The 22428-nt window shown below is 70.1% G+C and carries 23 protein-coding genes and 3 pseudogenes; 14 read left to right on the forward strand and 12 right to left on the reverse strand.

Going from position 1 to position 22428, the window contains the following annotated elements; genetic code table 11:
- Positions 1–805, reverse strand: a pseudogene (locus Q0Q23_RS16630) (hypothetical protein); the annotation flags it as partial.
- Positions 806–917: 112 nt separating this feature from the next.
- On the opposite strand from Q0Q23_RS16630, the gene Q0Q23_RS16635 reads away from it, so the two are divergent.
- Genes Q0Q23_RS16635 through Q0Q23_RS16645 form a run of 3 tightly spaced genes read left to right on the forward strand, consistent with a single transcriptional unit; the run spans position 918 to position 2567 of the window.
- A complete protein-coding gene (locus tag Q0Q23_RS16635; RefSeq protein WP_295126648.1) occupies positions 918–1529 on the forward strand; it encodes a hypothetical protein in 612 nt (203 codons plus the stop codon).
- On the forward strand, positions 1522–2136 hold the full coding sequence (locus Q0Q23_RS16640) for a molybdopterin-dependent oxidoreductase (protein ID WP_295126651.1): 615 nt from the start codon (positions 1522–1524) through the stop codon (positions 2134–2136). The genes Q0Q23_RS16635 and Q0Q23_RS16640 overlap by 8 nt, the downstream gene beginning before the upstream one ends.
- Complete coding sequence (locus Q0Q23_RS16645; RefSeq protein ID WP_295126654.1) at positions 2133–2567, forward strand: hypothetical protein; 435 nt, start codon at positions 2133–2135, stop codon at positions 2565–2567. Before Q0Q23_RS16640 ends, Q0Q23_RS16645 begins: the two co-directional genes overlap by 4 nt.
- On the opposite strand, the gene Q0Q23_RS16650 is transcribed toward Q0Q23_RS16645, so the two are convergent.
- The 3 genes from Q0Q23_RS16650 to Q0Q23_RS16660 are packed head-to-tail and all read right to left on the reverse strand — an operon-like array spanning position 2527 to position 4510.
- Positions 2527–3228 (reverse strand): bifunctional 2-polyprenyl-6-hydroxyphenol methylase/3-demethylubiquinol 3-O-methyltransferase UbiG, encoded by a 702-nt coding sequence (locus Q0Q23_RS16650; RefSeq protein ID WP_295126657.1) that lies wholly within the window; start codon positions 3226–3228, stop codon positions 2527–2529. The two genes, Q0Q23_RS16645 and Q0Q23_RS16650, sit on opposite strands and share 41 nt — an antisense overlap.
- The gene (locus Q0Q23_RS16655; protein ID WP_295126660.1) at positions 3225–3848 is read right to left on the reverse strand and encodes a DUF2064 domain-containing protein; all 624 of its coding nucleotides are present in this window, start codon (positions 3846–3848) and stop codon (positions 3225–3227) included. Before Q0Q23_RS16655 ends, Q0Q23_RS16650 begins: the two co-directional genes overlap by 4 nt.
- The gene (locus Q0Q23_RS16660) at positions 3845–4510 is read right to left on the reverse strand and encodes a glycosyltransferase family 2 protein (RefSeq protein ID WP_295126663.1); all 666 of its coding nucleotides are present in this window, start codon (positions 4508–4510) and stop codon (positions 3845–3847) included. Before Q0Q23_RS16660 ends, Q0Q23_RS16655 begins: the two co-directional genes overlap by 4 nt.
- 122 nt (positions 4511–4632) lie before the next feature.
- On the opposite strand from Q0Q23_RS16660, the gene Q0Q23_RS16665 reads away from it, so the two are divergent.
- Together Q0Q23_RS16665 and Q0Q23_RS16670 are read left to right on the forward strand one after the other, a co-directional pair.
- On the forward strand, positions 4633–5367 hold the full coding sequence (locus tag Q0Q23_RS16665) for a response regulator transcription factor (RefSeq protein WP_295126666.1): 735 nt from the start codon (positions 4633–4635) through the stop codon (positions 5365–5367).
- A 10-nt stretch (positions 5368–5377) separates the two neighbouring features.
- Complete coding sequence (locus Q0Q23_RS16670) at positions 5378–6529, forward strand: cell wall metabolism sensor histidine kinase WalK (RefSeq protein WP_295126669.1); 1152 nt, start codon at positions 5378–5380, stop codon at positions 6527–6529.
- 43 nt (positions 6530–6572) lie between these two features.
- Here the strand turns inward: Q0Q23_RS16670 and Q0Q23_RS16675 are convergent.
- Positions 6573–6707, reverse strand: a pseudogene (locus Q0Q23_RS16675) (ATP-binding cassette domain-containing protein); the annotation flags it as partial.
- Positions 6670–8139: an APC family permease gene (locus tag Q0Q23_RS16680; protein WP_295126672.1), complete on the reverse strand. Its 1470-nt coding sequence runs from the start codon at positions 8137–8139 to the stop codon at positions 6670–6672. The gene Q0Q23_RS16680 and the pseudogene Q0Q23_RS16675, both read right to left, overlap by 38 nt.
- A gap of 298 nt (positions 8140–8437) precedes the next feature.
- Here Q0Q23_RS16680 and Q0Q23_RS16685 point away from each other — a divergent pair, with 298 nt between their 5' ends.
- From Q0Q23_RS16685 to Q0Q23_RS16700, 4 genes are all read left to right on the forward strand, one after another.
- Positions 8438–9850, forward strand: a complete 1413-nt coding sequence (locus tag Q0Q23_RS16685; protein WP_295126676.1) for a DUF2254 family protein — start codon at positions 8438–8440, stop codon at positions 9848–9850.
- A 110-nt stretch (positions 9851–9960) separates the two neighbouring features.
- Positions 9961–10674 (forward strand): DUF4396 domain-containing protein, encoded by a 714-nt coding sequence (locus Q0Q23_RS16690; RefSeq protein WP_295126679.1) that lies wholly within the window; start codon positions 9961–9963, stop codon positions 10672–10674.
- Positions 10675–10770: 96 nt separating this feature from the next.
- The gene (locus Q0Q23_RS16695; RefSeq protein WP_295126681.1) at positions 10771–10980 is read left to right on the forward strand and encodes a hypothetical protein; all 210 of its coding nucleotides are present in this window, start codon (positions 10771–10773) and stop codon (positions 10978–10980) included.
- Entirely contained in the window at positions 10980–11300 is a 321-nt protein-coding gene (locus tag Q0Q23_RS16700; protein WP_295126683.1) for a hypothetical protein, read from the forward strand. Before Q0Q23_RS16695 ends, Q0Q23_RS16700 begins: the two co-directional genes overlap by 1 nt.
- Here Q0Q23_RS16700 and Q0Q23_RS16705 read toward each other — a convergent pair.
- The gene (locus Q0Q23_RS16705) at positions 11294–13108 is read right to left on the reverse strand and encodes a glycoside hydrolase family 15 protein (protein ID WP_295126685.1); all 1815 of its coding nucleotides are present in this window, start codon (positions 13106–13108) and stop codon (positions 11294–11296) included. The genes Q0Q23_RS16700 and Q0Q23_RS16705 overlap by 7 nt on opposite strands.
- A 100-nt stretch (positions 13109–13208) precedes the next feature.
- Between Q0Q23_RS16705 and Q0Q23_RS16710 the strand changes: the two genes are divergently transcribed.
- Genes Q0Q23_RS16710 through Q0Q23_RS16725 form a run of 4 tightly spaced genes read left to right on the forward strand, consistent with a single transcriptional unit; the run spans position 13209 to position 17487 of the window.
- Positions 13209–14399: a sodium:proton antiporter gene (locus Q0Q23_RS16710; RefSeq protein WP_295126687.1), complete on the forward strand. Its 1191-nt coding sequence runs from the start codon at positions 13209–13211 to the stop codon at positions 14397–14399.
- A 15-nt stretch (positions 14400–14414) separates the two neighbouring features.
- Complete coding sequence (locus Q0Q23_RS16715) at positions 14415–15470, forward strand: cytochrome c oxidase assembly protein (protein ID WP_295126689.1); 1056 nt, start codon at positions 14415–14417, stop codon at positions 15468–15470.
- Positions 15467–16312 carry a cytochrome c biogenesis CcdA family protein gene (locus Q0Q23_RS16720; RefSeq protein ID WP_295126691.1) on the forward strand — a complete coding sequence of 282 codons (846 nt, stop codon included), beginning with the start codon at positions 15467–15469 and terminating at the stop codon, positions 16310–16312. Before Q0Q23_RS16715 ends, Q0Q23_RS16720 begins: the two co-directional genes overlap by 4 nt.
- Positions 16309–17487: a redoxin domain-containing protein gene (locus Q0Q23_RS16725; RefSeq protein ID WP_295126694.1), complete on the forward strand. Its 1179-nt coding sequence runs from the start codon at positions 16309–16311 to the stop codon at positions 17485–17487. Before Q0Q23_RS16720 ends, Q0Q23_RS16725 begins: the two co-directional genes overlap by 4 nt.
- 19 nt (positions 17488–17506) lie before the next feature.
- On the opposite strand, the gene Q0Q23_RS16730 is transcribed toward Q0Q23_RS16725, so the two are convergent.
- From Q0Q23_RS16730 to Q0Q23_RS16745, 4 genes are read right to left on the reverse strand one after another with little or no spacing between them, the layout of a single operon-like run.
- Positions 17507–18685 (reverse strand): FAD-binding domain, encoded by a 1179-nt coding sequence (locus Q0Q23_RS16730; protein ID WP_295126697.1) that lies wholly within the window; start codon positions 18683–18685, stop codon positions 17507–17509.
- Positions 18686–18731: 46 nt separating this feature from the next.
- Entirely contained in the window at positions 18732–19376 is a 645-nt protein-coding gene (locus Q0Q23_RS16735) for an isoprenylcysteine carboxylmethyltransferase family protein (RefSeq protein WP_295126701.1), read from the reverse strand.
- A complete protein-coding gene (locus tag Q0Q23_RS16740; RefSeq protein ID WP_295126704.1) occupies positions 19363–19860 on the reverse strand; it encodes a hypothetical protein in 498 nt (165 codons plus the stop codon). Before Q0Q23_RS16740 ends, Q0Q23_RS16735 begins: the two co-directional genes overlap by 14 nt.
- A 50-nt stretch (positions 19861–19910) precedes the next feature.
- Entirely contained in the window at positions 19911–20381 is a 471-nt protein-coding gene (locus tag Q0Q23_RS16745) for a MarR family winged helix-turn-helix transcriptional regulator (protein WP_295126707.1), read from the reverse strand.
- A gap of 67 nt (positions 20382–20448) precedes the next feature.
- Between Q0Q23_RS16745 and Q0Q23_RS16750 the strand changes: the two genes are divergently transcribed.
- The gene (locus tag Q0Q23_RS16750; RefSeq protein ID WP_295126710.1) at positions 20449–22218 is read left to right on the forward strand and encodes a chloride channel protein; all 1770 of its coding nucleotides are present in this window, start codon (positions 20449–20451) and stop codon (positions 22216–22218) included.
- An 82-nt stretch (positions 22219–22300) separates the two neighbouring features.
- Here Q0Q23_RS16750 and Q0Q23_RS16755 read toward each other — a convergent pair.
- Positions 22301–22428 (reverse strand): annotated as a pseudogene (locus Q0Q23_RS16755) (heat-shock protein HtpX); the annotation flags it as partial.

Below are 22428 nucleotides of genomic sequence, written 5' to 3' on the forward strand. Positions count from 1 at the left end.
CGGCAGGCCCGCGCGTCCGCGTGCCGATGCGGCGGCGCACGGCGGGGGCCGCCGCGAACGTCGCGGCGACCACGAAGAGGACGCCGAGCACGTCGACGTGCGAGTTCGTCACCGCTTCGGACGCCACGAACGGCGACCACCCCCAGACCGCCGCCCAGCGCGGGTCGAGCCCACGGGTCCGCATCCCCACGACCAGGAGAACGGTCGTCCCGAGGCTCAGGAGCAAGCCGCCCGCCTGCAGCGGCAGGTACTCGGCGCCGACCGGGACGACCGCGCGCACGGCGGCGAAGTACGCTTCGGCCGCCGGAGGGTAGATCGTGGGCACGTGCGGGCGGTTCAGGGCTGTGCACAGCACCGCGCCGTCGGGTACGGTCGTCGTCTGCTGGATCCGCCTGCCTTCGCACCGCCGGGTGCCGTCGGCCTCGGTGGCCGGCTCGGGAAAGAGCCACGGCACCCGGTAGGGGCCGAGAGCGTCGGCCGCCGGAACGTACGCGTACGGCGACAGCCCCGCATCCTGGACGATGCCGTCCCAGGCGTAGCGCGCCGAGTCGGTGCTCAGGTTGGGCGGCCCGGCCAGGGCGGCGACGCCGAGAGCGGCCGACCCCGCCAGCACCAGGACGATCGCCGCGCGCCCGCGCACGCGCAGCAGCACCAGGAATGCGACACCGGCCAGAAGCCACGCGACCCCGGCGGCGACCCCGAGCGCGACCCGGGCGCCGGGGACGAACCCGCCGATGGTCGCCGTGGACACAGCGGTGGCGACGGCCAGCGCGGCGAGCAGCACGGAGACGGTGACGATCCTCACGCCATCGAGTGTGACAACCCGCCGGCCGTCGCGGAGTCGAAGCGGGCATCCCGTTCGGGGATCGTAAGATTTGGCGGGCTCCCGGCGACATCCCGCCGATCAGAATCGGAGCATGTCGGTCACCGATCGGGTTTCGAGCGCCCTCGAGCAGCGGATGGCGCGCGCACGCGGGCTGCTCGCGGCCCCGGCGCGCACGGCGAGGACGACGGTCGTCATCGGCCGTCTGCTGGCCGCGGCCTTCGTCGTGTGCTTCCTCACCGGTCTGTACAGCCACCTCCTGCAGGAACCGTTGCCGGGGATGCGCTTCCCCACCTGGCCGGAGCTGTACGCCGTCACCCAGGGACTGCACGTGGCCGTCGGGATCGCGATCTTCCCGCTGCTGCTCGGCAAGCTCTGGACGGTGTTCCCGCGGCTGCTGCTGTGGCCCCCCATCGGCTCGGCGGTCGAGGTGCTGGAGCGCGCCTCCATCGCCCTGCTGGTCTCGAGTGCGCTGCTGGAGCCCGTGATCGGACTGGTCAACACCTACCAGTGGTACCCCTGGCCGTTCCCGTTCCGGCAGACGCACTACGCCCTCGCCTGGGTGATCGTCGGATCGATCGCACTGCACGTGGCCGTGAAGCTGCCGACCATCGTGCGCTACTGGCGCCGCGGCAGTGCCGCACACGACAGAAGCGTGACCGATGACGACGTGACCGATGACGAAAGGAGTGCGACCGATGGGTGACCAGCCGGGGATGTCGCGCCGGGCACTGCTGGGCACGCTGACCGCCGCGGGCATCGCCGCCGTCGGCCTGACGGCCGGACAGTCGTTCGGCTTCCTCGCGCCGCTCAACCTGTTCGCCCCCCGCGTGCAGGGCCACGGCCCGCAGCGGGTGCCGGTGAACACCACAGCGAAGGCCGCGGGCGTCGTGGAGGCGGCGCAGGCGGCCGACTGGGCTCTCATCGTGCGCAACGGCAGCCGCACCGAAGCGCTCGGCCTCGACCGCCTCCGCACCCTCCCGCAAGCCGGGGCCACCCTGCCCATCGCGTGCGTCGAGGGCTGGAGCACCGGCGCTCGGTGGAGCGGGGTTCGAATGCGCGACCTGCTCGCACTGGTCGGCGCTGCGCCGGGTTCCGCCGTCCTGGTCACGAGTCTCCAGCCGCACGGCGCCTACCGGAGGACGACGATGGGCCCGGAATTCGCGGAGGACCCGGCCACCCTCGTCGCCCTGACGCTCAACGACGAGACGCTCGATCTCGACCACGGCTTCCCCGCCCGGGTGATCGCACCCGGGCGACCCGGCGTGTTGCAGACCAAATGGCTGAGCTCGATCGAGGTGATGCCGGCATGATCACGACCCGCGTGACCATCGCCGTCGTCGGTGTCACCCTGATCGGCGTCGGCGGGGTGTTCCTGGTGACGGACCTGCGGTTCGGGGAGATCGTCGGTGTGATCGCGTGGCTGGCCGCGGCCGTCGTGCTGCACGACGCCGTGCTGGTGCCCGCCGTCACCGCCCTCGACCTGCTGCTGCGGCGCGCGGGTCGCCGGTTGCCGCCGGCCGTCGTGACCGTCGTGCGGGCGGGATTCGCGGTGGGTGCGCTGCTCACGGCGATGGTCGTGCCCGAACTCGTCGCCCAGGCCCGCGGGCCGCGCAACCCGACGGTCGTACCCGGCGACTACCTCACCCGGCTCGCCGGGCTGTGGGTCGTCATCATCGTGGTCGTCGCGCTCACCGCGGCGGTCATCGTGTGGCGAGCACGAAAGTCCGCCCGCCGGTCCTGACCGTCGACGCCGTCATTCCGAGGTCGCGCGCAATGCGGGTGGTGGCCCGCTCGCCCACCTCCGCCCAGGGGAACCAGGCGCTGCGTGCGCCGGCGGGATGCACCAGCTGCGCGGCGAAGCGTGCGTCACGCACGGGGTCGGTGTTCGCCTCCACGATCATCCGTCCGCCCGGGCGGAGCAGCTCGGCGCAGCGGGCGAGCAGGAGGTCGGGGTCGCCGCCGATCCCCACGTTCCCGTCGAACAGCGCGACCGTGCCCCAGGTGCCCTCGGCGGGGAGCGGGTCAAACACCGAACGGTGCAGCACGGGCAGCCCCAGCGAGCGTGCGAGGGCGACGGCGGCGGGCGAGACGTCGATGCCCAGAGCGAGACGGCCGGCCTCGATCGCTGCGCGCACCATCCGTGCCGGCCCGCAGCCGATGTCGAGCACCGGGCCGGTCGTGAGCGCGAGCACACCGCGCTCGGCCTCGGTCGCCGCCGCCAGGTAGCCGGAGACATCGAGCGAGACACCGGCTCCGCCCCCATCGTCACCGGCGACCACGGTGAGCACGCCGCCGCCGGCACGCAGGGCCAGGTCGTACGGTTCGCCACCGCCCCGGCCGAACTCGGCCGGCGGCTCACGCCCGATCAGGGCCTCGGCAGGCGTGTTCAGCGCCGGATTCACTCCCGCACCCCGCCGGGACGGAGCGCTCGGAGAGCGCGTGCCAGCTCTGGTGCGCGGCGCGCGGCGGCCGGGACGTCCGCCGGGGTGTCGATGTCGGTGAGCGGTGGCAGCATCCGCACCCGCAGGCCGGCGCCGTTCAGCCGCTGCAGTTGGCGGGCGCCCGTCGTGTCGAGCGACATCGGGACACCGCGGACCAGGTCGCCGTCGGGCCGCCGCATTCCGAGAGCCCAGAACCCGCCGTCGGTGGCGGGGCCGAACCAGGCGTCGACCTCCGGGTCTGCGGCGAAGACCGCGTCGAGCATGGCCGGCTCGAGATGCGGCGTGTCCATCCCGAGCAGGAGCAGGGGCTGGTCGACGGCGTCGAACAGCGCGCCGATCCGCTCGTCAAGGTCGCCGGCCGGCTGCGGGATCAGTTCCCATCCGCTCGCACCCGAGGGAGGGACGTCGCCGTCGAAGTACAGGATCCGCCGTGACGCTCCCAGCGACCCGACGACCCGCAGGGTGTCGGCGAGCGAGGCGGCGGCGATCGTCGCCGCCTCGTCGGCGCTGAACGCGGGCTGCAGGCGGGTCTTGACCCTGCCCGGCAGGCACTCTTTGGCGATGACGGCGACGGCGGTCACCGGCCCGCCTCCGCGAGGCGGCGGCGGGTGTCCCGCACAGCCGTCAGGTATCCGCGCACCGATCCGGTCACCTTCGAACGGCCGATGCGAGGACTGTATCCGACCTCCACCTGCTGCACACGCCAGCCCGCCTCGTGCGCGCGCAGGAGCAGTTCGACGGGATAGCCGCTGCGGCGATCGCTCACTCCCAGCTCGAGCAGGGACACCCGGTGAGCAGCCCGAACCGGGCCGAGATCACGCAGTGCCAACCCGGTGCGAGAGCGGATCATGCGCGCCAGGACGGCGTTGGCGACCCGCGAAGCGAGCGGCCACGCCGCCCGCGACGTGGGCCGACGGCGCCCGATGACGAGATCGGTCCTGCCCGCGTGCACCGGAGCGACCAGCGCGTCGAAGCAGGCGGGGTCGATGGTGCCATCGGCATCGCACACAACGACCAGTTCGGCGGTCGCGGCGGCGAGACCGGCATGCACGGCCGCGCCGTATCCCCGCCGCGGCTCGGTCACGACGCATGCGCCGCAACGGCGGGCGACGTCGGCGCTGCCGTCGGTCGACCCGTTGTCGACCACGATGGCCCGGTAGTGCGGCGGCAGGGCCGCCAGCAGGGCGGGCAGCGCCTCCGCCTCGTCCAGACACGGGAGCACGACATCGATCGGTGCGGTCACGTCTCGACGCTAGGCGGCGACCCGGCCCCTCGACCCCTGCAGAATCTTACGAAACGCGGACGGTCGCGCCCTCGGGCGAGCAGGGAGGGCAGCCGTGCAGCGGCCCGACCTATGCTGAGCGCATGACCAGTCCGTCCGCAGCACCACCGGCCCGCGACCTGCGCGACCGGCGCGTGCTCGTGGTCGAAGACGACCCGACCGTGCGGGAGGTCGCGAGCGGCTACCTCCGCTCGGCCGGGCTCATCGTCGACGAGGCGGTGGACGGATTCGCGGCGCTCGCCGCCGCCGAGCGCACGCCGCCGGACCTGGTGGTGCTCGACCGGATGCTGCCGGGTATCGACGGGCTGGAGGTGGCCCGGCGGTTGCGCAGAACGCGGGTCGTGCCGATCATCCTGCTCACCGCCCTCGGGTCCACCGACGACCGGATCGAGGGTCTGGAGGCCGGCGCCGACGACTACCTCGCCAAACCGTTCTCGCCGCGCGAGCTGGTGCTGCGCGCCCAGTCGATCCTCCGCCGCAGCGTCGGCGAACTCGCGCCGGAGGCACCGTTCCGGCTGGGACCGTTCGCCATCGACCCGTCGAACCGTGTCGTCGCCAAGGCCGGCACGGAGCTGACGCTCACCGCCCGCGAGTTCGAGCTGCTGGCGTTCTTCCTCAAGCACCCCAACCAGGTGTTCAGCCGGGAGCAGCTCCTCAAGGAGGTGTGGCGCTGGGACTTCGGCGACCTCTCAACCGTCACGGTGCACGTCCGCCGGCTGCGCGAGAAGATCGAAGACGACCCCACCACGCCGCGGCACCTGACCACGGTGTGGGCGGTCGGCTACCGGATGACCGTCGACCGCATCGACGAGGGCTGAGGAGGACCGCATGCTCGCCCCGCAAGACCTCGCCGCCATCGTCGGCACGAGCCTGCTCGTGGCGGTCGTCATCTCGGCCGTCGCCGTCCTGCTGCTGCACGTGATGCGCCGCACCTCCATCCTCATCCGGCTCTCCGTGGTCGTCCTGGCGGTGGTCGCCTCGATCGTCGGCGGCACCGTGGCGATCGCGCGGGCGATGTACATCTCGTCGCACGATTTCGCGGTTCTCGCCTGGGTGATCGGCGTGGCCGCAGCGACGAGCCTCGGTGTGGCCGCGGTTCTCGGAATCGGGTTGGTGCGCACCAGCCGCACCCTGCGCGAGGCCGCCCGCGCCGTCGGCGACGGCCAGGTGGTGACCGCCCAACCGCAGGACAGCAGCGAGTTCAGCGCGCTCTCCCGCGAGCTCGCCGAAGTCTCGCGCCATCTGGCCGAGTCGCGAGAGGAGGTGCGGATGCTCGACGAGTCCCGCCGCGAGCTCGTGGCGTGGATCTCGCACGACCTCCGCACCCCGCTTGCCGCGATGCAGGCGATGGCGGAGGCGCTGGAGGACGGGATCGCGGTCGACCCGCAGCGCTACTACCGCCAGCTGCGCAGCCAGTCCGACACACTCAGCCACATGGTCGACGACCTGTTCGAACTCTCCAAGATCCAGTCGGGCGCGCTGCGGCTGGAGCTCGGTCCCCTGTCGATGTACGACCTCGTCAGCGACGCCGTCGCCGACCTGGCCCCGTTGGCCGCCACCCGTTCGGTGTCCCTGAACGAGTCGCAGGACCGCGATCTCACCGTGTGGGGAGATGCACGCGAGCTCTCCCGTGTCATCCACAATCTGCTCGTGAACGCGATCGAGCATTCCCCGGCGGGGGCGGGCATCCACGTGTCGGTGCGCGAGCGCGACGCCTCCTCGGTGGTGCTCAGTGTGATCGACGAGGGCGGCGGTATCCCCGAGGAGCACCTCGGCAAGGTGTTCGACGCCGGCTGGCGCGGCAGCGCCGCACGCTCGCCGCGGTCGGGCGTCGTCTCCGGCGGGGCCGGCCTCGGGCTCGCGATCGTGCACGGCATCGTGACCGCGCACGAGGGGGACGTCTCGGTGTGCAACACGGGTCAGGGGTGCCGGTTCGACGTACAGCTGCCGCGCTTCCGCCCGACCGTCGCGGGTGCGTGACGCTCATCTGCGGTGGTGCGCGACCGTGCCGAGCGGCTGGACGCAGCATTCCGAGCAGCGCCTTCATCAGTGTCGACGTGCCCGCGCCGTTCAGCCCGACAAGCGCGTGGAGCTGTCCAGGTGCTGCATTCCGTCGGACGTCAAGCGTCCGACTCCTCTTCCGCCTCCGCCGCAGCATTGCGTATGCCGGGCGGACGCCCGTTGCGCACCCATCGGGCGAACAGTCCGCCTGCGATCGCCAAAGCGGCGACGAGGCTGACGATCGGTGTACCGCGTGAGAGGTTCGCGATGAGTGTGAACGCCACGACGACGGCACCGGCGATGTTGAGGATCAGCGACCCGATGCGGCGCTCGCGCCAGGAGAAGCGCGCCATCGCCAGCAGCCCCGCCAGGAAGCTCAGGAAGACCGAGACCGCGTAGAAGAGGACCAGTTCCTGGTCGTTGCCGCCCGCGATGGCGGTGACGACACCGGCGAGCGCGATGAACACGACCACACCCCAGTACGGAGTGTGGTGATGATTCGTGCGGCCGAGTGGTGCGGGAAGGATGCCGACCTTCTCGGCTCCGGAAGAACCCTCCGCCGCCAGGGCCTTGAGCAGCCCGGGACCGGCTTGGAACGAGGAGCTGGCAGCCGACAGCAGCAGAAGGGCTGTCATGAGCTGGAACGCCGCGAACAGCGGCGCCGGTGCGGCGACTCGGGCGAGCTCGGCGATCTGCGTCGACTCGGCGGGCGGGATGCCGATTCGCAGCTTCGTGGCTTCGGCTGCCAGCCCGAGGGTGATCGAGCCGACCACGATCAGAGTGAGCATGAGAGTGACTCGTCCGAAGCGACGGCGACCGCCGTCGTCCAACTGGCCCAGCTGCGCGATGGCCGAGGACGGCGCCTCGACGCCGGTGGCGAGCGCCATGGCCACCGGAAAGGCCAGAGCGATCGCGAGCGGCACGGCGTGGCCCGGGGTATCCGTGATCGTCCCCGTCGGTTGAGGTTCCGCCCAGAGCCCGTACACGAGCACCGCGACCGCGACGATGATGAAGCCGATGGTCAGGATCGCGAAGAAGAGTCTGCCGAGGTGACCGAACCAGGTCAGGGCGCCCACCAGCAACACCAATCCGAGTGCGAGCACGAGTCGGTACGGAGCCAGGGCTGGAAAGTACGCGATGACCGCCGACGCTCCGGCCGAAACGCTGATCGCGATGGTGAGCACGAAGTCGACCACGAGCGCACCCACCGGGATGAACGACCAGCCGTCGCCGAATGCTTCGCCGACCGCAGCCGACGCGCCACCGCCCTGCGGATAGCGCGACACCAGCTGTCGATAGTTGACGATCACCAGGGCGATGATGGCGACGACCAATCCCATCGTCGGCACCAGGAGCGCCAGGTCGCCGTTCAGCGCCCGCAGCGCTGCCTCGACCGCGTAAGCCACCGACGACACCGGGTCGGCCATCACGGCGAACGCGAACGCGATGAGAAGAAGCGGACCCGATCGCAGTCGTCGGCTGATCCCGCTTTCAGGCCTGTGGGGGGAAGTCGAAACAGTCGGCATGTGCACTCCGTCCTCGCTGAGGGCGACGGTCAGGTCGTCCGCCGACCAGACTTCCCGGCACACCAGGCGATAGCGTACTCCTGAACCTTCCGGGAGAAACGCGTACACGCCCTCGACACCGGTCCCGGCTACTCCGACACCGAGTACACCCGCATGCACGAATGCACACACTCTGCAGACGTCCGAGGTTCTCCGGGGATTCCCGCCGGGTTGAACTGAGCCGATTTCAGCGTTCACTTGCTTCAGTGCACACCTTGCCCGTGGCAAGCTTCGCCGGCGGGCACACCCCATCCCCCGGGAGGAGGCCGCCATCCCATCGCTCGACATCCGCACATTCGACCAGGCAGCTTCGCACGACCCGATGCGCGCTTCGGGCAGCCTCCACAAGCGCGGCCGGGTTCGCCGGGGGCTCATCGAGTTCCTCCGGGTTCCGTTGCTGATCGCGGTCGGCTTCTGCATTGCTGCCGTCGTCATCGGCTGGGCGGACTCCGCACGCGTGTTGCCTCCTCTCCTACGGGGGATGCTCGACCACGTGGTGCCGAGTCGGGAGGCCGTGAGCTTCATCTCCGCCGTAGCCACCAGCCTGATGACCGTGACCTCCATCACCTTCTCCGTGCTGCTGATCGCGGTGCAGCAGACGGCGAGTTCCTTGACGCCGGTGGTCTTCGATCAATACCTTCGGCGAACCAGTAACCGCGTCTACTTCGGCTTCTTCGTGGGGGCTACCGCCTTCGCGTTCATTCTGCTCGCCACGGCACGCCAGAAGCCTGCGCCCGAGCTCGGAGCGGTTGTCACGCTCGTTCTCACTCTTGTGGCGCTCGTGGCTCTTCTCTTTCTGATCCACTCCACCGTGGACCAGATGCGTCCCCAGTCCGTCGTCCGCTCGATCCACGAACTGGGGCTGCGCGCCCGGCAGCGCGAATTGAGACTCCTTGGCCGATGCCGGGTGCGATCCGAGGTAGCGGAGGGCGCGCCTGTGCGGGCGGTGCGCTCCCCGGACAGCGGCTACGTCGTGAGCATCGACCTCGACCGGCTCGCACGTGTAGCCGAAGAGGCAGGCGACGAGGGGGAGGTGGTGGTCACAGGCCACCTCGGCCAATACATCCTGTTCGGTGAGGTGATCGCCGAGGTGACCGGGCTGGCCTCCGACGACGACGGCGCCGACCGGGAGGTGGTCGGGGCGTTCGAGCTCGGCGACGTCCGCGACGTGGACGCAGAGGGCGGCTACGCGATCGACCAGCTGGAGAACATCGCATGGGCCACCGGCTCGAGCGCCATCCAGAGCCCGTCGACCTCGGCCAGCGCGATCCGCGCCATCGGTGACCTGGTCGCGCGCTGGCTCGAATCGGGCGAGCGCGATCGGTCACCGGAAGCGACCCGGGAGACCGTATTACCGGTGGTCTACGAGGACGGCGCGACCGACCGCGGCATTTCCGCGCTCGCGGCCATCACGTTGGCGGCCACGGAGTCCTCGCAGGCGCAGACGGCGGCCGAGCTCGTGCGAGCGTTCGCGCTGATCGCTCCACGGCTCGAATCCGACGATGACCGCGCCGCATTCACCGGAGCGTTGGACGCATGCTTGCCGGCCCTGGCACAGCATGGTTCCCTCCCGGCCCTGATGGCCGCACTGAGAGGCTTGTCCGCGGAGATGTCGCGGGCCGGTATGGATGCGTCACACGTTGACGAAACGAGCGCGTTGCTCACCCGCTCCGCCTCGCAGTTGCAGCCCAAGCCCAGCAGCGAACCGAGCGCGACCCACCCGGAAGGGAGGTGAAACCTTCCGACGACGATCCTGCGTTGTTCAGCCCGACGAGTGCGTGCACATGTCCGGATCGCATCGCTCAGGCCTGGCGCGATCACCCGTGTCAGCGTACGCAGGAGGGGATGAATACCGAGTTCGGAACCTTCCCCCTGTGGTTGACGGCCTTCGCAGCGCTCTCGCTCGTGCTCGGGATCGTGTGCGCCGTCGTCGTGGCGATCGACGTGATCCGGCGTCCCCAGAAGATGACGGTCATGGCCTTCGTCTGGCCGATCTCGATGCTGTTCGGCGGCCTCCTGTGGCTCGCGGGCTACTTTCGGTGGGGGCGCACCCGACGGCGCGGTGACGAGCGCCGCACGCCGATGGCCGTGTCCGTCGCGACCGGCACGAACCACTGCGGTGCCGGATGCGCCCTCGGTGACCTCGTCGCAGAGTGGACGGCATTCCTCCTGCCGGCCGTCGCTGTCGCGTTCGGGTGGGGATGGCTGTTCCAGGACAAGATGTTCGCCGTGTGGGTGCTCGACTTCATCCTCGCATTCGGTATCGGAATCATCTTCCAGTACTTCGCGATCGCGCCCATGCGCGGGCTGAGCCTCAGGGAAGGCCTGAAAGAAGCACTGAAAGCAGATGCTGCTTCTATCAGCGCCTGGCAGATCGGCATGTACGGGACGATGGCACTTCTCCAGTTCCTCGTCCTTCCGGCGTTCTTCGGCGGCCGTGCCCCCGTGAACTCACCCGAGTTCTGGTTCGCCATGCAATGGGCGATGCTGGTCGGCTTCGCCACTTCATACCCGGTGAACTGGCTTCTGATCCGCACCGGCGTGAAGGAGAGGATGTAGCGTCGGAATTCAAAGCGACCTGTGCATTTGCGCAACATTTGCATAAGCGCACAAATACGGGTAGCCGTCCGCCCGAGTCGGCGTACGTTCCAGGCCATGGGACCAGGACTGCACACGCTCAATGACAAGACCGTCGTCATCACCGGCGCCAGCGGCGGCATCGGCATCTTCGATGACCGTTCGAAGCGGCGCAGCCCCCAGCGGTGGGCGTCCGAGCACCACTGGGCGCTCGTCACGGCCGGCACGGCCGCCGCAGCGACGGTGGCCGCAGCCATCGGGCGGCGCGCCGTGAAAGGGGTGCGGTGATGTTCCTCGAGACCCTGCGCGCGGTTTACGGACTGCTCGAACTCGCCTCGCCCGACACCGTCACCGTCACCGCTCTGGGCCGGAAACCGGACACCCGCATGCGGACGGTCATCCGGGTCCTCGGCGCGCGTCACGTCGCCCAGTCGGTGCTCACGATGGCGAAGCCGCACACGATGCACCGGCTGGGCGGTGCAGTGGACCTGATCCACGCCGGCAGCATGGTCGGCCTCGCAATCCTCGATCGCAGGCGGCGTCGCGCAGCCCTCGTCAACGCCGTGGTGGCTGCGCTCTTCGGCGTGGCCGAACTGCGGCATCACTGAGCGGGTTCGCCCGGGATGGGGATGCGTTCCTCCGTCGTAGCGACACTTCCAGCGAGGAGGTGGAACGCGCTGCGCACCAGCGCGAAATGGCTGTAGGCCTGGGGCATGTTGCCGAGTTGGCGCGACCTGTGGGGGTCCCACTCCTCGCTCAGCAGCCCGACCTCGTTCCGCAGCCCGAGCAGGTGGGTGAAGAGCTCCTCCGCCTCATTCCGCCGGCCGATTCCGAGAAGCGCGTCGACCATCCAGAAGGAGCATGCGACGAAGACCCCTTCTGCGCCCGGCAGCCCGTCGTCACTGCTCTCGGGCCGGTAGCGGAGAACGAGGCCGTCCTCGGTGAGCTCCTTCTGGATGGCGTCGACGGTCCCCACCACGCGGGGGTCGTCGTGCGGAAGGAACCCCACGCGCGGAATGAGAAGGAGGGAGGCGTCCAGCGAAGACGAGCCGTAGGACTGCACGAAGGTGTTCCGGGACGTGTCGAACCCGTTGGCGAGGATGTCCTGCCGGATCTTCGACCGCACGCGCTCCCACCGCGTGACAGGACCGGGCAGACCGAAGCGACGCACGCCTTGCACCATCCGGTCGAAGGCCACCCACGCCATGAGCTTCGAATGAGTGAAGTGGCGACGCGGTCCGCGCATCTCCCACAACCCGTTGTCGGGCTCCCGCCAGATGGTCTCCAGATGAGCGATCAGTTCGCGCTGCAGATCCCAGGCGTCGTCCGTCGGGCCGATGGTGGCGCGAGTGAGTGCCAGGCCGTCCAGCACTTCGCCCCAGACATCGAGCTGGTGCTGTTGGGCCGCGGCATTGCCGATCCGCACCGGGCCCGACTCGGCGAAACCGCCGAGCCAGCCCAACTCTTCTTCGGGCAGACGGCGGCGGCCATCCAGCCCGTACATGATCCTCAGCTCGGCGGGATCACCGGCTATGGCGCGCACGAGCCACTTCCGCCAGGCGATCGCTTCGTCCGTGTAGCCGGCAGTGAGCAAGGACTGAAGAGCAAGCGTCGCGTCGCGTAGCCAGGTGTACCGGTAGTCCCAGTTGCGCGTGCCGCCGATCTCCTCCGGGAGCGAGGTCGTCGGCGCCGCGACGATGCCGCCCGTCGGAGCATACGTCAGCGCCTTCAACGTGATGAGCGACCGTTGGATCGCGTCGCGATGCTTCCCGAAGGCTGTGCTCTGTCCGCTCCATCGCGTCCAATACGCTTCCGTCTGCGCCAACGCCTCGTCCGGCGACGCGACGCCCGGCGATCCTTCGTGGCTGGGATGCCACGTCATGACGAAGGAGACGCGCTCGCCCGCTCGGACAGTGAACTCGGACACCGTCTTCATCTTTCGCCCCTCGAGCGGCGCATCGGTCGTCAACTCCACCGCGTCGGGCCCGGCGACGGCGCGGATCCCGCCGTCCGTGCGTGTCACCCACGGGATGATGTGCCCGTAATCGAAACGCAGCACGAGCTCGGACCACATCGCGACCTCTCCGGAGATCCCCTCCACGATGCGCACCAGGTCGGCTGCACGGTCGCGCACCGGCATGAAGTCCGTGACGCGGACCCTTCCTTCGCCCGTGTCCCACTCGGTCTCGAGGATCAGCGTGTCACCCCGGTACCGTCGTCTGCTCGACCCGCTCGCTCCGACCGGGGCGATCAGCCAGCGTCCGGCGTTGTCATCGCCGACCAGGGCGGCAAAGCACGATGCGGAATCGAAACGCGGCAAGCACAGCCAGTCGATCGATCCTTCCGTCGAGACCAGGGCGGCCGTGTGAAGATCGCCGATCATCGCATAGTCTTCGATGCGGTTCCACGTGTCCATCACCTCTCAGTGAAGTCCTTTCGGCGCGATGCGCAACCCGGCCTGCTGCACTCGTGCGCTCCCCCTGGCGTTCAGCTCGGGAGCGGCGTTGGCTGGTCACGTGGTCCTGGCTTTCGGCATCGTCCTCGTGGCCGCGGTTCTCATCTCGGGGATCGCGCATCGCACCGTTCTCTCCACCGCTGTGCTGTTCCTCGTCGCCGGTTTCGCGCTCGGCCCGGGCATCGCCGGCGTGGTCGACGTCAGCCCGGATGACCGCACCGTGGTCACGACGATGCAGCTCGCGCTCTTCGTCGTGCTGTTCACGGACGGCCAACGCGTCGGCGTGCGCGAACTGACCAGGGCCTGGCGGCTCCCCGGCCGCGCACTGCTGCTCGGCATGCCGTTGACCTTCGCCATCACGACGCTGCTCGCAGTGCTGCTCCTGGGCCTGCCACCGATCGAGGCGATGCTCATCGCGGCGGTGCTCGCACCCACCGATCCCGTCTTCGCATCGGCGATCGTCGGGCGAGGGGAGATTCCCGCTCGCGTGCGGGGACTCCTCAACGTGGAATCCGGGCTGAACGACGGGCTCGCCCTGCCGATCGTCCTTCTTCTCACCGCGACTGTGGGCGGCGGCGTCCCCGACTACACCGCGCTCGCGCTCCAACTGGTGGGAGGGGTCGCTATCGGAGTCGCCGTACCGGTGGCCATCGCTCTCCTCCTCCGGATCCGATTCATCGACGCCACCCCGCTCTATGCGTCGCTGAGCCCGGTCGCCGTCGCTCTGATCGTGTACGGGCTGTGTCAAGCAACCGGAGCCAACCTTTATCTCGCAGCCTTCAGCGCCGGCATCGCGATCGCGAGCATCTCACCGGAGATCCGCGATGCGTTCACCCCGTACGGGGAGTTCGTGGGCGAAGTGGTCAAGCTGTTCGCCATCTTCGTCTTCGGAGCGCTGATCTCGCCCTCGGTCCTGGCGGATGTGCCCCTGGCCGGTTACGTCTTCGCGCTCCTCACCCTGGTCCTTGCGCGACCAGTCGCGGTGGAGATCGCACTGCTCGGCAGTGGGCTTTCCTGGCAGGAACGACTGACGGCATCGTGGTTCGGCCCCAAGGGCTTCGCCTCCGCGCTCTATGGCTTCCTCGTGCTCCAGAACGGCGGCCCCGATGCTGCGTTCCTGTTCCATCTCATCGTCGTGGCCATCACGCTGTCGATCGTCGCCCACTCGTCCACCGATGTCCCGATCGCACGGTACTTCGAACGCCTGGAGCGAGAAGACGGGGCGGAGACTCAGAGCCGCCGAGCCGTGTAGACTTGCAACTGTTGCATGAATGCATCAGTCGCGCTCCCCTTCCTCACTGACGGGTCTGCCCCTCCGGGCGACCCGACGCCCATGCACGTCATGACGGGGTGGATGTGGATGCCGATGGCTCCGCCCACGACGGCCCGGATGCTCGCCATTCATCTCCAGCCGGTCCCGGTTCTGCCGGCGCTGATGCTGGTGCTGGCGGTGCTGTATGCCGCGGCGGTGATCCGTCTGCGGCTGCGCGGCGACCGGTGGCCGGTGAGCCGCAGCGTCTTCTGGGCGCTCGGGATCCTGATCGTGCTGGCGATGACCGCGACCGGCATCGACGGGTACGGGATGGAACTGTTCAGCGTGCACATGGTGCAGCACATGGTGCTGTCGATGGGCGCGCCGATCTTCCTGGTGCTCGGCGCCCCGATCACCCTCACACTGCGCGCGCTGCCGGCCCGCCCTGCGGGCCGGCGGTCGGCGCGGCGCGCACTGCTCGCCGTGCTGCACAGCCGGCCCGCAGCGTTCCTCGCACACCCGGCGACGGTTCTCGTGCTGTTCCTGGCCAGCCTGTACGGTCTGTACTTCACCCCGATCTTCGACTGGCTGATGTCGACGATGTGGGGCCACAACCTGATGCTCCTGCACTTCCTGGCGATCGGGTTCCTCTATTTCTGGTGCGTGCTCGGAGTCGATCCCACGCCACGGCGGTCCTCCCGAGGCCTGAGGCGGTATGCGGGGCCGACCGTGCGCATCCTGGAGCTGGCGGCGACGGCGCCGTTCCACGCGTTCTTCGGGGTGATGCTGATGATGTCGGTAGCCCTCGTGGTCGGGTTCTACCGCTCACCGATGCCGGGCTGGCACATCGCACCACTGGCCGACCAGGCCGTCGGCGGGGGGATCGCCTGGGGCTTCACCGAGCTGCCCACCCTGCTCGTGCTCGGTGTGCTGCTGCTGCAGTGGCAGCGCTCGGATGAGCGGACGAGCCGCCGGCGCGACAGGTCGGTCGACCGCGCCGAGGCGGAGCGACTGGCCTACAACGACTACCTCCAGCGGTTGGCGGCCAACGACCGGGGGAGCGCCCGGTGACGGGTCCGGGCATCGTCTACGCCTTCGCGCTCGGGCTCGCCGCAGCGGTCAACCCGTGCGGGTTCCCGCTCCTCCCGGCGTACTTGGCCGTCTTCCTCGGCTCCGAGCCCGCACCGGTGGCAACACGCCTTCTGCGCGCCCTCCGCGCCTCGGTAGCGATGACCGGCGGCTTCGTGGCGGTGTTCGCCCTCGTCGGGATCGCGGTCGCCACCGGGGTGCACCTCGCAGTGTCGTGGGTGCCGTGGTTCACTGCGGCCCTCGGCCTGGCACTCCTCGTCGCCGGGGTCTTCGGGGTGGCGGGCCGCGACGTGCGGATGCCCGCGATCGCACTCCCCTTCCGATCCGGCCGCGGGATGCTGGCGATGGCCGGCTACGGCTCCGCGTTCGCTGCAACCTCGCTCGGGTGCGCGTTCCCGCTCTTCGCGGCTGCCGTCGCCCCCTCCGCCACGACGGCCTCTGCCGTCGACACGACGGCGGCCGCCCTGTCCTATGCGCTGGGGATGGGGCTCTTCGTCACCGCGTGCAGTGTGGTCGCAGCCCTCCTGGGCGCCGAAGCGGTCCGTGTCGCCGGACGGTACGCGAGGCACCTCCCTCGAGCCGCCTCGGCGCTCATGCTGCTCGTCGGTGTCTACCTGCTCGCCTACGGAATGCGGCTCATCCTCGAACCGGGCAAGGAACCGTCACTCGCAGCCTTCGTCTCTCAGGCCAGCAGCGGCCTCACCACCGTGTTGTCCGCCCACCCTCTGCTCGTCGGCGGGGTGACTGCCTGCCTCGTGCTCACCGCGCTGGCCGTGGCCGCCGTCGCAACCCGATCCCATCGCCGCCCCCCGGAGAATCAGTGACCCCTCGCCGCCCCCGCACCTGGCCCATCATCGCCGCCGCAACCGTCGTCGTGGTCGGCTTCGCCGCCGTCCTCCTCGCGGCTGCCCAGCCGTCGTCGCCCGGGTCCGCCGCCCCCGCGGCCGCACCGACCGAGCCGGGCATCTCGACCGCGGCAGCGAGCCTGCTTCAATTGGACCCGCTCGGGACGGCTTCGACGAAAGCCCCCGGCTACGCGTTGACCGATCAGCGCGGACGGCCGATCACGCCGTCGACCTTCCACGGCCGCAGCGTCGTGCTCACCTTCAACGACGACGAGTGCCAGGACCTCTGCACCCTCCTCGCCCAGGACGTCGCCCTCGCCGATCGGGATCTCGGCCCGGCCGCCTCCCGCATCGCCTTCGTCTCGATCAACGCCAACCCGTATCACCCCGCAGTCGCCGACGTGGCCTCCTGGAGCGTCCAGCACGGCCTCGGCCACGCGGCGAACTGGTACTTCGGGACCGCCGACCCGGCCACCCTCGCGGCCGTCGCCAAGGCGTACGGCGTGCCGATCGAGCTGGACGCCGCGCACCAGACCGTCGTGCACGGCACCGAGATCTTCTTCATCGACCAGAACGGCATCGAACGCGCCCTCGGCCAGTTCGGCACCGACTCCGCCAGCACGGCCCCGTTCGCGCACACGATGGCGCAGGAGGCCGTCGACCTCCTGCCGGCCGCCCAGCGGAGCCCGGTCGCCGGATCCGCCTCCGTCGATCTCGCGACGGGAGGCACCGGTGTCGGCGCGAAGCCGAAGCCGTTCTCGCTGCCCGCGCTGAACGGGTCGGCCCGCGTCACCGACGCCTCCGGCCACTACACGGTGCTCAACTTCTGGGCCAGCACCTGCACCGCCTGCGTCGGCGAACTCGCCGACCTCCAGAAGGTGTCGGCCGAGTTCGCCGGCCGAGTCGAGCTGATCGGCATCGACGTCTCCGACGACATCGGTGCGGCGCGCGCCACGACACGGCAAGCGGGCACCAGCTACCCGCTCGCGGTCGACGCGAACGGCTCGGTCGCCGGCGCCTACCGGATCTCCGGGCTCCCGTACACCGTGATCCTCGACCCCACCGGCCACGTCGTCATCCGCCATCCGGGCGCGTTCACCGCCGAGCAGCTCGAGTACGTCCTCGACTCGCTCGTGCCTCCCGCCACGAAGTAGGACGTGAGCCGGTTCCTGCTCACGGCCGGAAGTCGGGCAGCTCGATCCGGTCGTACAGGCTGCGACCGACCGCGAGATCGGAGACACCGGGCACGGTCATCAGCCGCATGACCGCATTGCGCACCCGCAGCAGCGCTCGGGTCCGCGGTGCGAATGCGCCGCCCATCCGGGTGGCCCCGTTCTGCTTGGCCTGGATGAACGCTCCCAGCCGCTCCTGGTACGCCGCGAACGCCGTGCTGTGGTCGCCTGCCGCTGCGTGCAGTTCGGCGGCGAGCACATACGCCTCGATCATCGCCAGCGCCGTGCCCTGACCCGCCAGCAAGGAGGGCGCGGCAGCGGCATCGCCGACCAGGACGACCCGTCCGCGACTCCACGACGGCATCCGGATCTGGCTGGCGGAGTCGAAGTAGAACGTGCGCGCCCGAGGCAGGGTCGCCAGGATCGACGGCACCTCCCAGCCGAGGCCACCGAGCCTGTCGCGGAGCAGCGCCTTCTGAGCCTCGACGTCGTCGAGCGGGATCGGACCCTCGTGGCGGAAGGTGAAGACGAACATCGACACGTCGTCGTCCAGGCTCAGCCGCAGCGTCTGGGCGCCGACTTGAGTGCGCATGACGGCGACCAGTTCTTCCCTCGGCCGGTAGCCGACGACGTCGAACACCGCGACCGCGATGCCCAGGCCCCGCTCGAACTCGGACTCGGGCCCGAACGCCAGCCGCCGGACGACCGAGTGGAGCCCGTCGGCCCCCACGACCAGGTCGAAGCGCCGATCACCGCCGCGGGCCAGCCGCACCGCGACGTGGTCTCCCTCGTCGCGCAGCTCCTCGACGGTGTCCCCGAACACCTGCTCCACGTCATCCGGGAGCGCGTCGACGATGATCTCGGACAGCTCCGACCGGCCCACGCTCACGTAGCGGGCACCGTGCCGGCCGATCAGCTTGACCGGGTCCAGCGACAGGATCCGGCGACCGCGGTCGTCGACCTCGCGCACCTCCCGCATCCGGTAGCCGGCCTCCTGGACGCGCTCGGCGATGCCCATTCGGTCCGCCACTTCGAACCCCGCACCCCAGAAGTCGACCAGATACCCGCCGCGCCTCAGCTCGGGCGCGGCCTCCAACAGCACGGGGTCATGCCCACTGCGCCGCAGCCAGTAGGCCAGTGTCGGGCCCGCGATCCCGGCCCCGACGATCAGCACCTTCATGGCGACCTCCTTGCCGTCGTTCGGCGACCGCTACCCGGTCACCGTCTCACCACACCAGTGGGATGTAGCGCCGGGTGTGCGCGGCCCACTGGTCGAACTCCTCCCCGTAGTGCGCCTTCAGGCGGCGATCGAGCGCCGGGATCGCCGCGAAGACGAAGCCGAGCGCCATGATCGCCGGGATGACGAGCGCCACCCACGAACCCGTCGCCGCGGCGAAGCCGGTGAACAGGAGCGTGTCGCCCAGGTAGTTCGGATGCCGGCACCAGCGGAAGAGTCCGCGGGTGTAGAGGTGCCCGACGTTCTCCGGGCGCGCCTTCCAGGCCCGCCGCTGCAGCTCCGAGTAGGAGTTCATCCAGGAGCCGAACAGGTAGAGCACGACACCGGCGACGGTCCAGCCGTCGAGGGGGCCGGGCACATGGGAGGCGACCACGCCCATCGTCGCGTGGATGACGAACATCCAGCCTCCGACCAGGGCGGCTTCCGCGTAGGTGACCCGTCGCTGCACCGTCACGTACGTCGTGATGAGCACGCGCAACACGTAGACGACCGAGAATCCGACGATCAGCCACGCCCGCGCCGGAGTCGCGACCGAGCTCGGCGCCAAGACGAGGAAGGCGGCCGTCGCCGCGCCGACGAGGTTCGCCGCGGTGAGCACGGCCCGGGGGCCGGCGCTGGACTCAGCGGAGGTCATCGCTCGCCTCCACGACTCGGCCGGTCTCGTCCGCGTCGAACCACACCGGCTCCGGATAGGGCCCCGGCCGCGCTCCGTTGAGCGGCCGGGACGTTCGAAGGGCCACGCACATCGACCACAGCACCGCTGAGAAGCGCACGTCGTCGTTCGCCACGGGGTTGTCGACGGGGGCGGAAGACCAGAGCACGAGTTCGGCTCGCACGTCTCCGGAGGCGACGGCTGCGACGAAGGCGTCCAACCACGCGTCGCGCGGCGATTGCGCATCTGCGGGAGCCGACCGCGCCAGGAAGCGACCGAGCGTGTGCGCGAGCAGGAACGCGTTGCAGCGGAACCACGTCTCCTCCGACGAGAACCGGATCGAGGCGACCCACTCCTCCCACGCGATCTGGTCGGCTCCCGCCGACAGCAAGGACTCGACGCTCGAGGCGAAATAGCTCTGGACGTTGGCCTGCGTGATGGTGAGGGCCGTATCGGGATCGGTCATCGGATCTCTTCTCTGGTGAGGTGGAGGCCGCATCCCCATACGGCCGTGGTTCAGAGGCCCAGCGTCAGCAGGTCCTCCGGAGTCGGTTCGCCGGCGGCCGTCGAGAACAGCTCGAGAGCGTCGATGATCTGCAGCTGCTCCTCGGCGGTCAGCGACGTGAGCACCGAGGCGACCTGGCGGCGACGGCGCTCGGTGACCTGATCGACGAGCCTGCGCCCCTCGCCGGTGAGATCGACCAGGATCTCCCGCCGGCTCTGCGGGCTCTCTTGCCGGAGCACCCAGCCGCCGTCGACCATGCGGTCGATCGTGCGGCTGAATGTGGAGGGCACGGCGCCCACGCGGGCGGCGAGGGCTCCCATCCGCATCGGCCCCGACCCGGCGAGCACGACCAGCACGCGGAACTGCGGAAGCGTCACCTGCTCCAGCGCGTCCGCGACGGACCGGGCGACGATGCCCAGCAGAGCGCGAGAGGCCCGCAACGTCGCCTCGGTCGCCTCGTGCGGGAATCCGTGAATCTGCATGGTGTCTCCAGTGTTACGCTTTTGATGCACTTATGCAACAGTTGCATCTCTACATGATTGGGGTTCTGTGTCTGCCATCACCGCCAGCATCCGCGGAGTCATCGACGGCTCACGTGACAGCATGACGCACTGGTGGCGACGCGTGCTGGCGACTCCCGCCCCGCTGATCGCCGCCGCGCTCGTCGTCGGAGCGGGTGCCGGGCTCGCGGCCGTCGTCTTCCGCTGGCTGGTGCAGACGGCGACGCTGATCTTCACCGGGACCACCGACTACGCGGCCACCACGGGACACCCCGCAAACCCCTGGGTGCCGTGGCTCGGCGGAGCGTTCGTCATCCTCGCCCCCGCGATCGGCGGCCTGATCTACGGGCCGCTCGTGAACCGCTTCGCGCGGGAGGCCCGCGGCCATGGCGTGCCGGAGGTCATGTACGCCGTCGCCCGTCGCGGCGGCCACATCCCCGGCCGCGTCGCCGTCGTCAAGGCGCTCGCCTCCGCCATCACGATCGGATCGGGCGGCTCGGTCGGGCGCGAGGGGCCGATCGTGCAGATCGGCTCTGCGCTCGGGTCCACTCTCGGCCGCATCACCCGCATGCCGGAGTCGCAGCTGCGCACCCTCGTGGCGTGCGGGGCGGCGGGCGGCATCGCCGCGACCTTCAACGCCCCGATCGCGGGCGTGTTCTTCGCGCTCGAGCTGATCCTGCGCGACTTCGCCACCCGCTCCTTCGCCGCTGTCATGCTGTCGTCGATCATGGCGTCCGTGATCGGCCGGTCCATCCTCGGCGACCACCCGTTCCTCACGCTGCCGTCGTTCACCGTCAGCCACCCGAGCGAGTACCTGCTCTTCGCCGGCCTCGGCCTGCTCGCCGGCGCCGTCGGCGTGCTGTTCAGCAAGATCCTCTATCTGATCGAGGACGTCTGCGACTGGGCCTGGCGCGGACCCGAGTGGCTGCGGCCCGCGGTCGGCGGCCTCCTGCTCGGTCTTCTGCTGTTCGCGATGCCGCAGCTCTACGGCGTCGGCTACCCGGTGCTCGAGGCCAGCGTGGCCGGCAAGTACACCATCGGCTTCCTGCTCCTGCTGGTGGTCGCGAAGATGGCGGCCACCAGCCTGACCATCGGCATCGGCGGCTCCGGAGGCGTCTTCGCCCCCAGCCTGGTCATCGGCGCCGCCTTCGGCGCAGCGGCCGGGGAGGCGATCGGCCTCGTCATCCCGGGGCTCTCCGGTCAGGCCGGGACGTTCGCGCTCGTCGGCATGGCCGCCGTCTTCGCCGGCGCCACCCGAGCACCCATCACGGCCGGCATCATCCTGTTCGAACTCACCGGCGAGTACTCGATCATCCTGCCGCTCCTGCTCGCCGTGATCATCGCCACCGGCATCTCGCGCCTGCTCAGCCGCGACACCATCTACACGCGCAAGCTGAGCCGCCGCGGCGTCGACTTGTCCGCGCCTGCGCTGCCCGCGCTCCGCGGCGCAACGGTCTCGGCTCTGATGTCACCGCCACCGTCGTCGATCCCCGGCACCCAGAACGCCCGCGAGGCGATCGCCGGCCTCGGAGCGTCCCACCGCCGCGCAGCACCGGTCGTGGGTGAGGACGGATCGCTGATCGGGGTGCTCACCGCTGCCGACGCGGCGCAAGCGCTCGCCACCGACGACGAGGCCACCTCGCGCACGGCAGGAGAGCTCAGCGAACGCATCGCCGTGCTCGCCGCCGATGATCACGTCTCGGACGTCCTCGATCGCGTCATCGGCGCCGAGGCGACCGATGGCGTACCCGTCGTTCTCGACGGAAGCCTCGTCGGATGGCTGGCTCCCGCCGACGTCCTTCGGGCGGCCGCGTCCTGACGACCGGGCCCGCCGGAGTGTCACCCCCGCGCCGGCGCGGATCGCGCGGGTCCGCACTCCATCGCGTCGAGAGTCGTGGGCGTCACACCGCCGCGGGCAGGAGTTCGGCGAGAAGGCTCTCGACGCGCCGCTTGATGTCGTCGCGGATGGGGCGAACCTCCTCGACCGGGCGGCCGGCGGGGTCGGTGAGGTCCCAGTCCTCGTAGCGCT

This window comes from uncultured Leifsonia sp. (assembly GCF_945957465.1).
Lineage (GTDB): Bacteria > Actinomycetota > Actinomycetes > Actinomycetales > Microbacteriaceae > Leifsonia.

Coding starts and splice junctions, on each gene's coding strand:
- Q0Q23_RS16700 (WP_295126683.1), top strand. CDS start 10,980: ATGTTCCTCGAGACCCTGCGCGCGGTTTACGGACTGCTCGAACTCGCC.
- Q0Q23_RS16690 (WP_295126679.1), top strand. CDS start 9,961: ATGAATACCGAGTTCGGAACCTTCCCCCTGTGGTTGACGGCCTTCGCA.
- Q0Q23_RS16645 (WP_295126654.1), top strand. CDS start 2,133: ATGATCACGACCCGCGTGACCATCGCCGTCGTCGGTGTCACCCTGATC.
- Q0Q23_RS16740 (WP_295126704.1), bottom strand. CDS start 19,860: ATGACCGATCCCGATACGGCCCTCACCATCACGCAGGCCAACGTCCAG.
- Q0Q23_RS16730 (WP_295126697.1), bottom strand. CDS start 18,685: ATGAAGGTGCTGATCGTCGGGGCCGGGATCGCGGGCCCGACACTGGCC.
- Q0Q23_RS16640 (WP_295126651.1), top strand. CDS start 1,522: ATGGGTGACCAGCCGGGGATGTCGCGCCGGGCACTGCTGGGCACGCTG.
- Q0Q23_RS16670 (WP_295126669.1), top strand. CDS start 5,378: ATGCTCGCCCCGCAAGACCTCGCCGCCATCGTCGGCACGAGCCTGCTC.
- Q0Q23_RS16745 (WP_295126707.1), bottom strand. CDS start 20,381: ATGCAGATTCACGGATTCCCGCACGAGGCGACCGAGGCGACGTTGCGG.
- Q0Q23_RS16705 (WP_295126685.1), bottom strand. CDS start 13,108: ATGGACACGTGGAACCGCATCGAAGACTATGCGATGATCGGCGATCTT.
- Q0Q23_RS16685 (WP_295126676.1), top strand. CDS start 8,438: ATGCGCGCTTCGGGCAGCCTCCACAAGCGCGGCCGGGTTCGCCGGGGG.
- Q0Q23_RS16665 (WP_295126666.1), top strand. CDS start 4,633: ATGACCAGTCCGTCCGCAGCACCACCGGCCCGCGACCTGCGCGACCGG.
- Q0Q23_RS16635 (WP_295126648.1), top strand. CDS start 918: ATGTCGGTCACCGATCGGGTTTCGAGCGCCCTCGAGCAGCGGATGGCG.
- Q0Q23_RS16695 (WP_295126681.1), top strand. CDS start 10,771: ATGGGACCAGGACTGCACACGCTCAATGACAAGACCGTCGTCATCACC.
- Q0Q23_RS16715 (WP_295126689.1), top strand. CDS start 14,415: ATGAATGCATCAGTCGCGCTCCCCTTCCTCACTGACGGGTCTGCCCCT.
- Q0Q23_RS16735 (WP_295126701.1), bottom strand. CDS start 19,376: ATGACCTCCGCTGAGTCCAGCGCCGGCCCCCGGGCCGTGCTCACCGCG.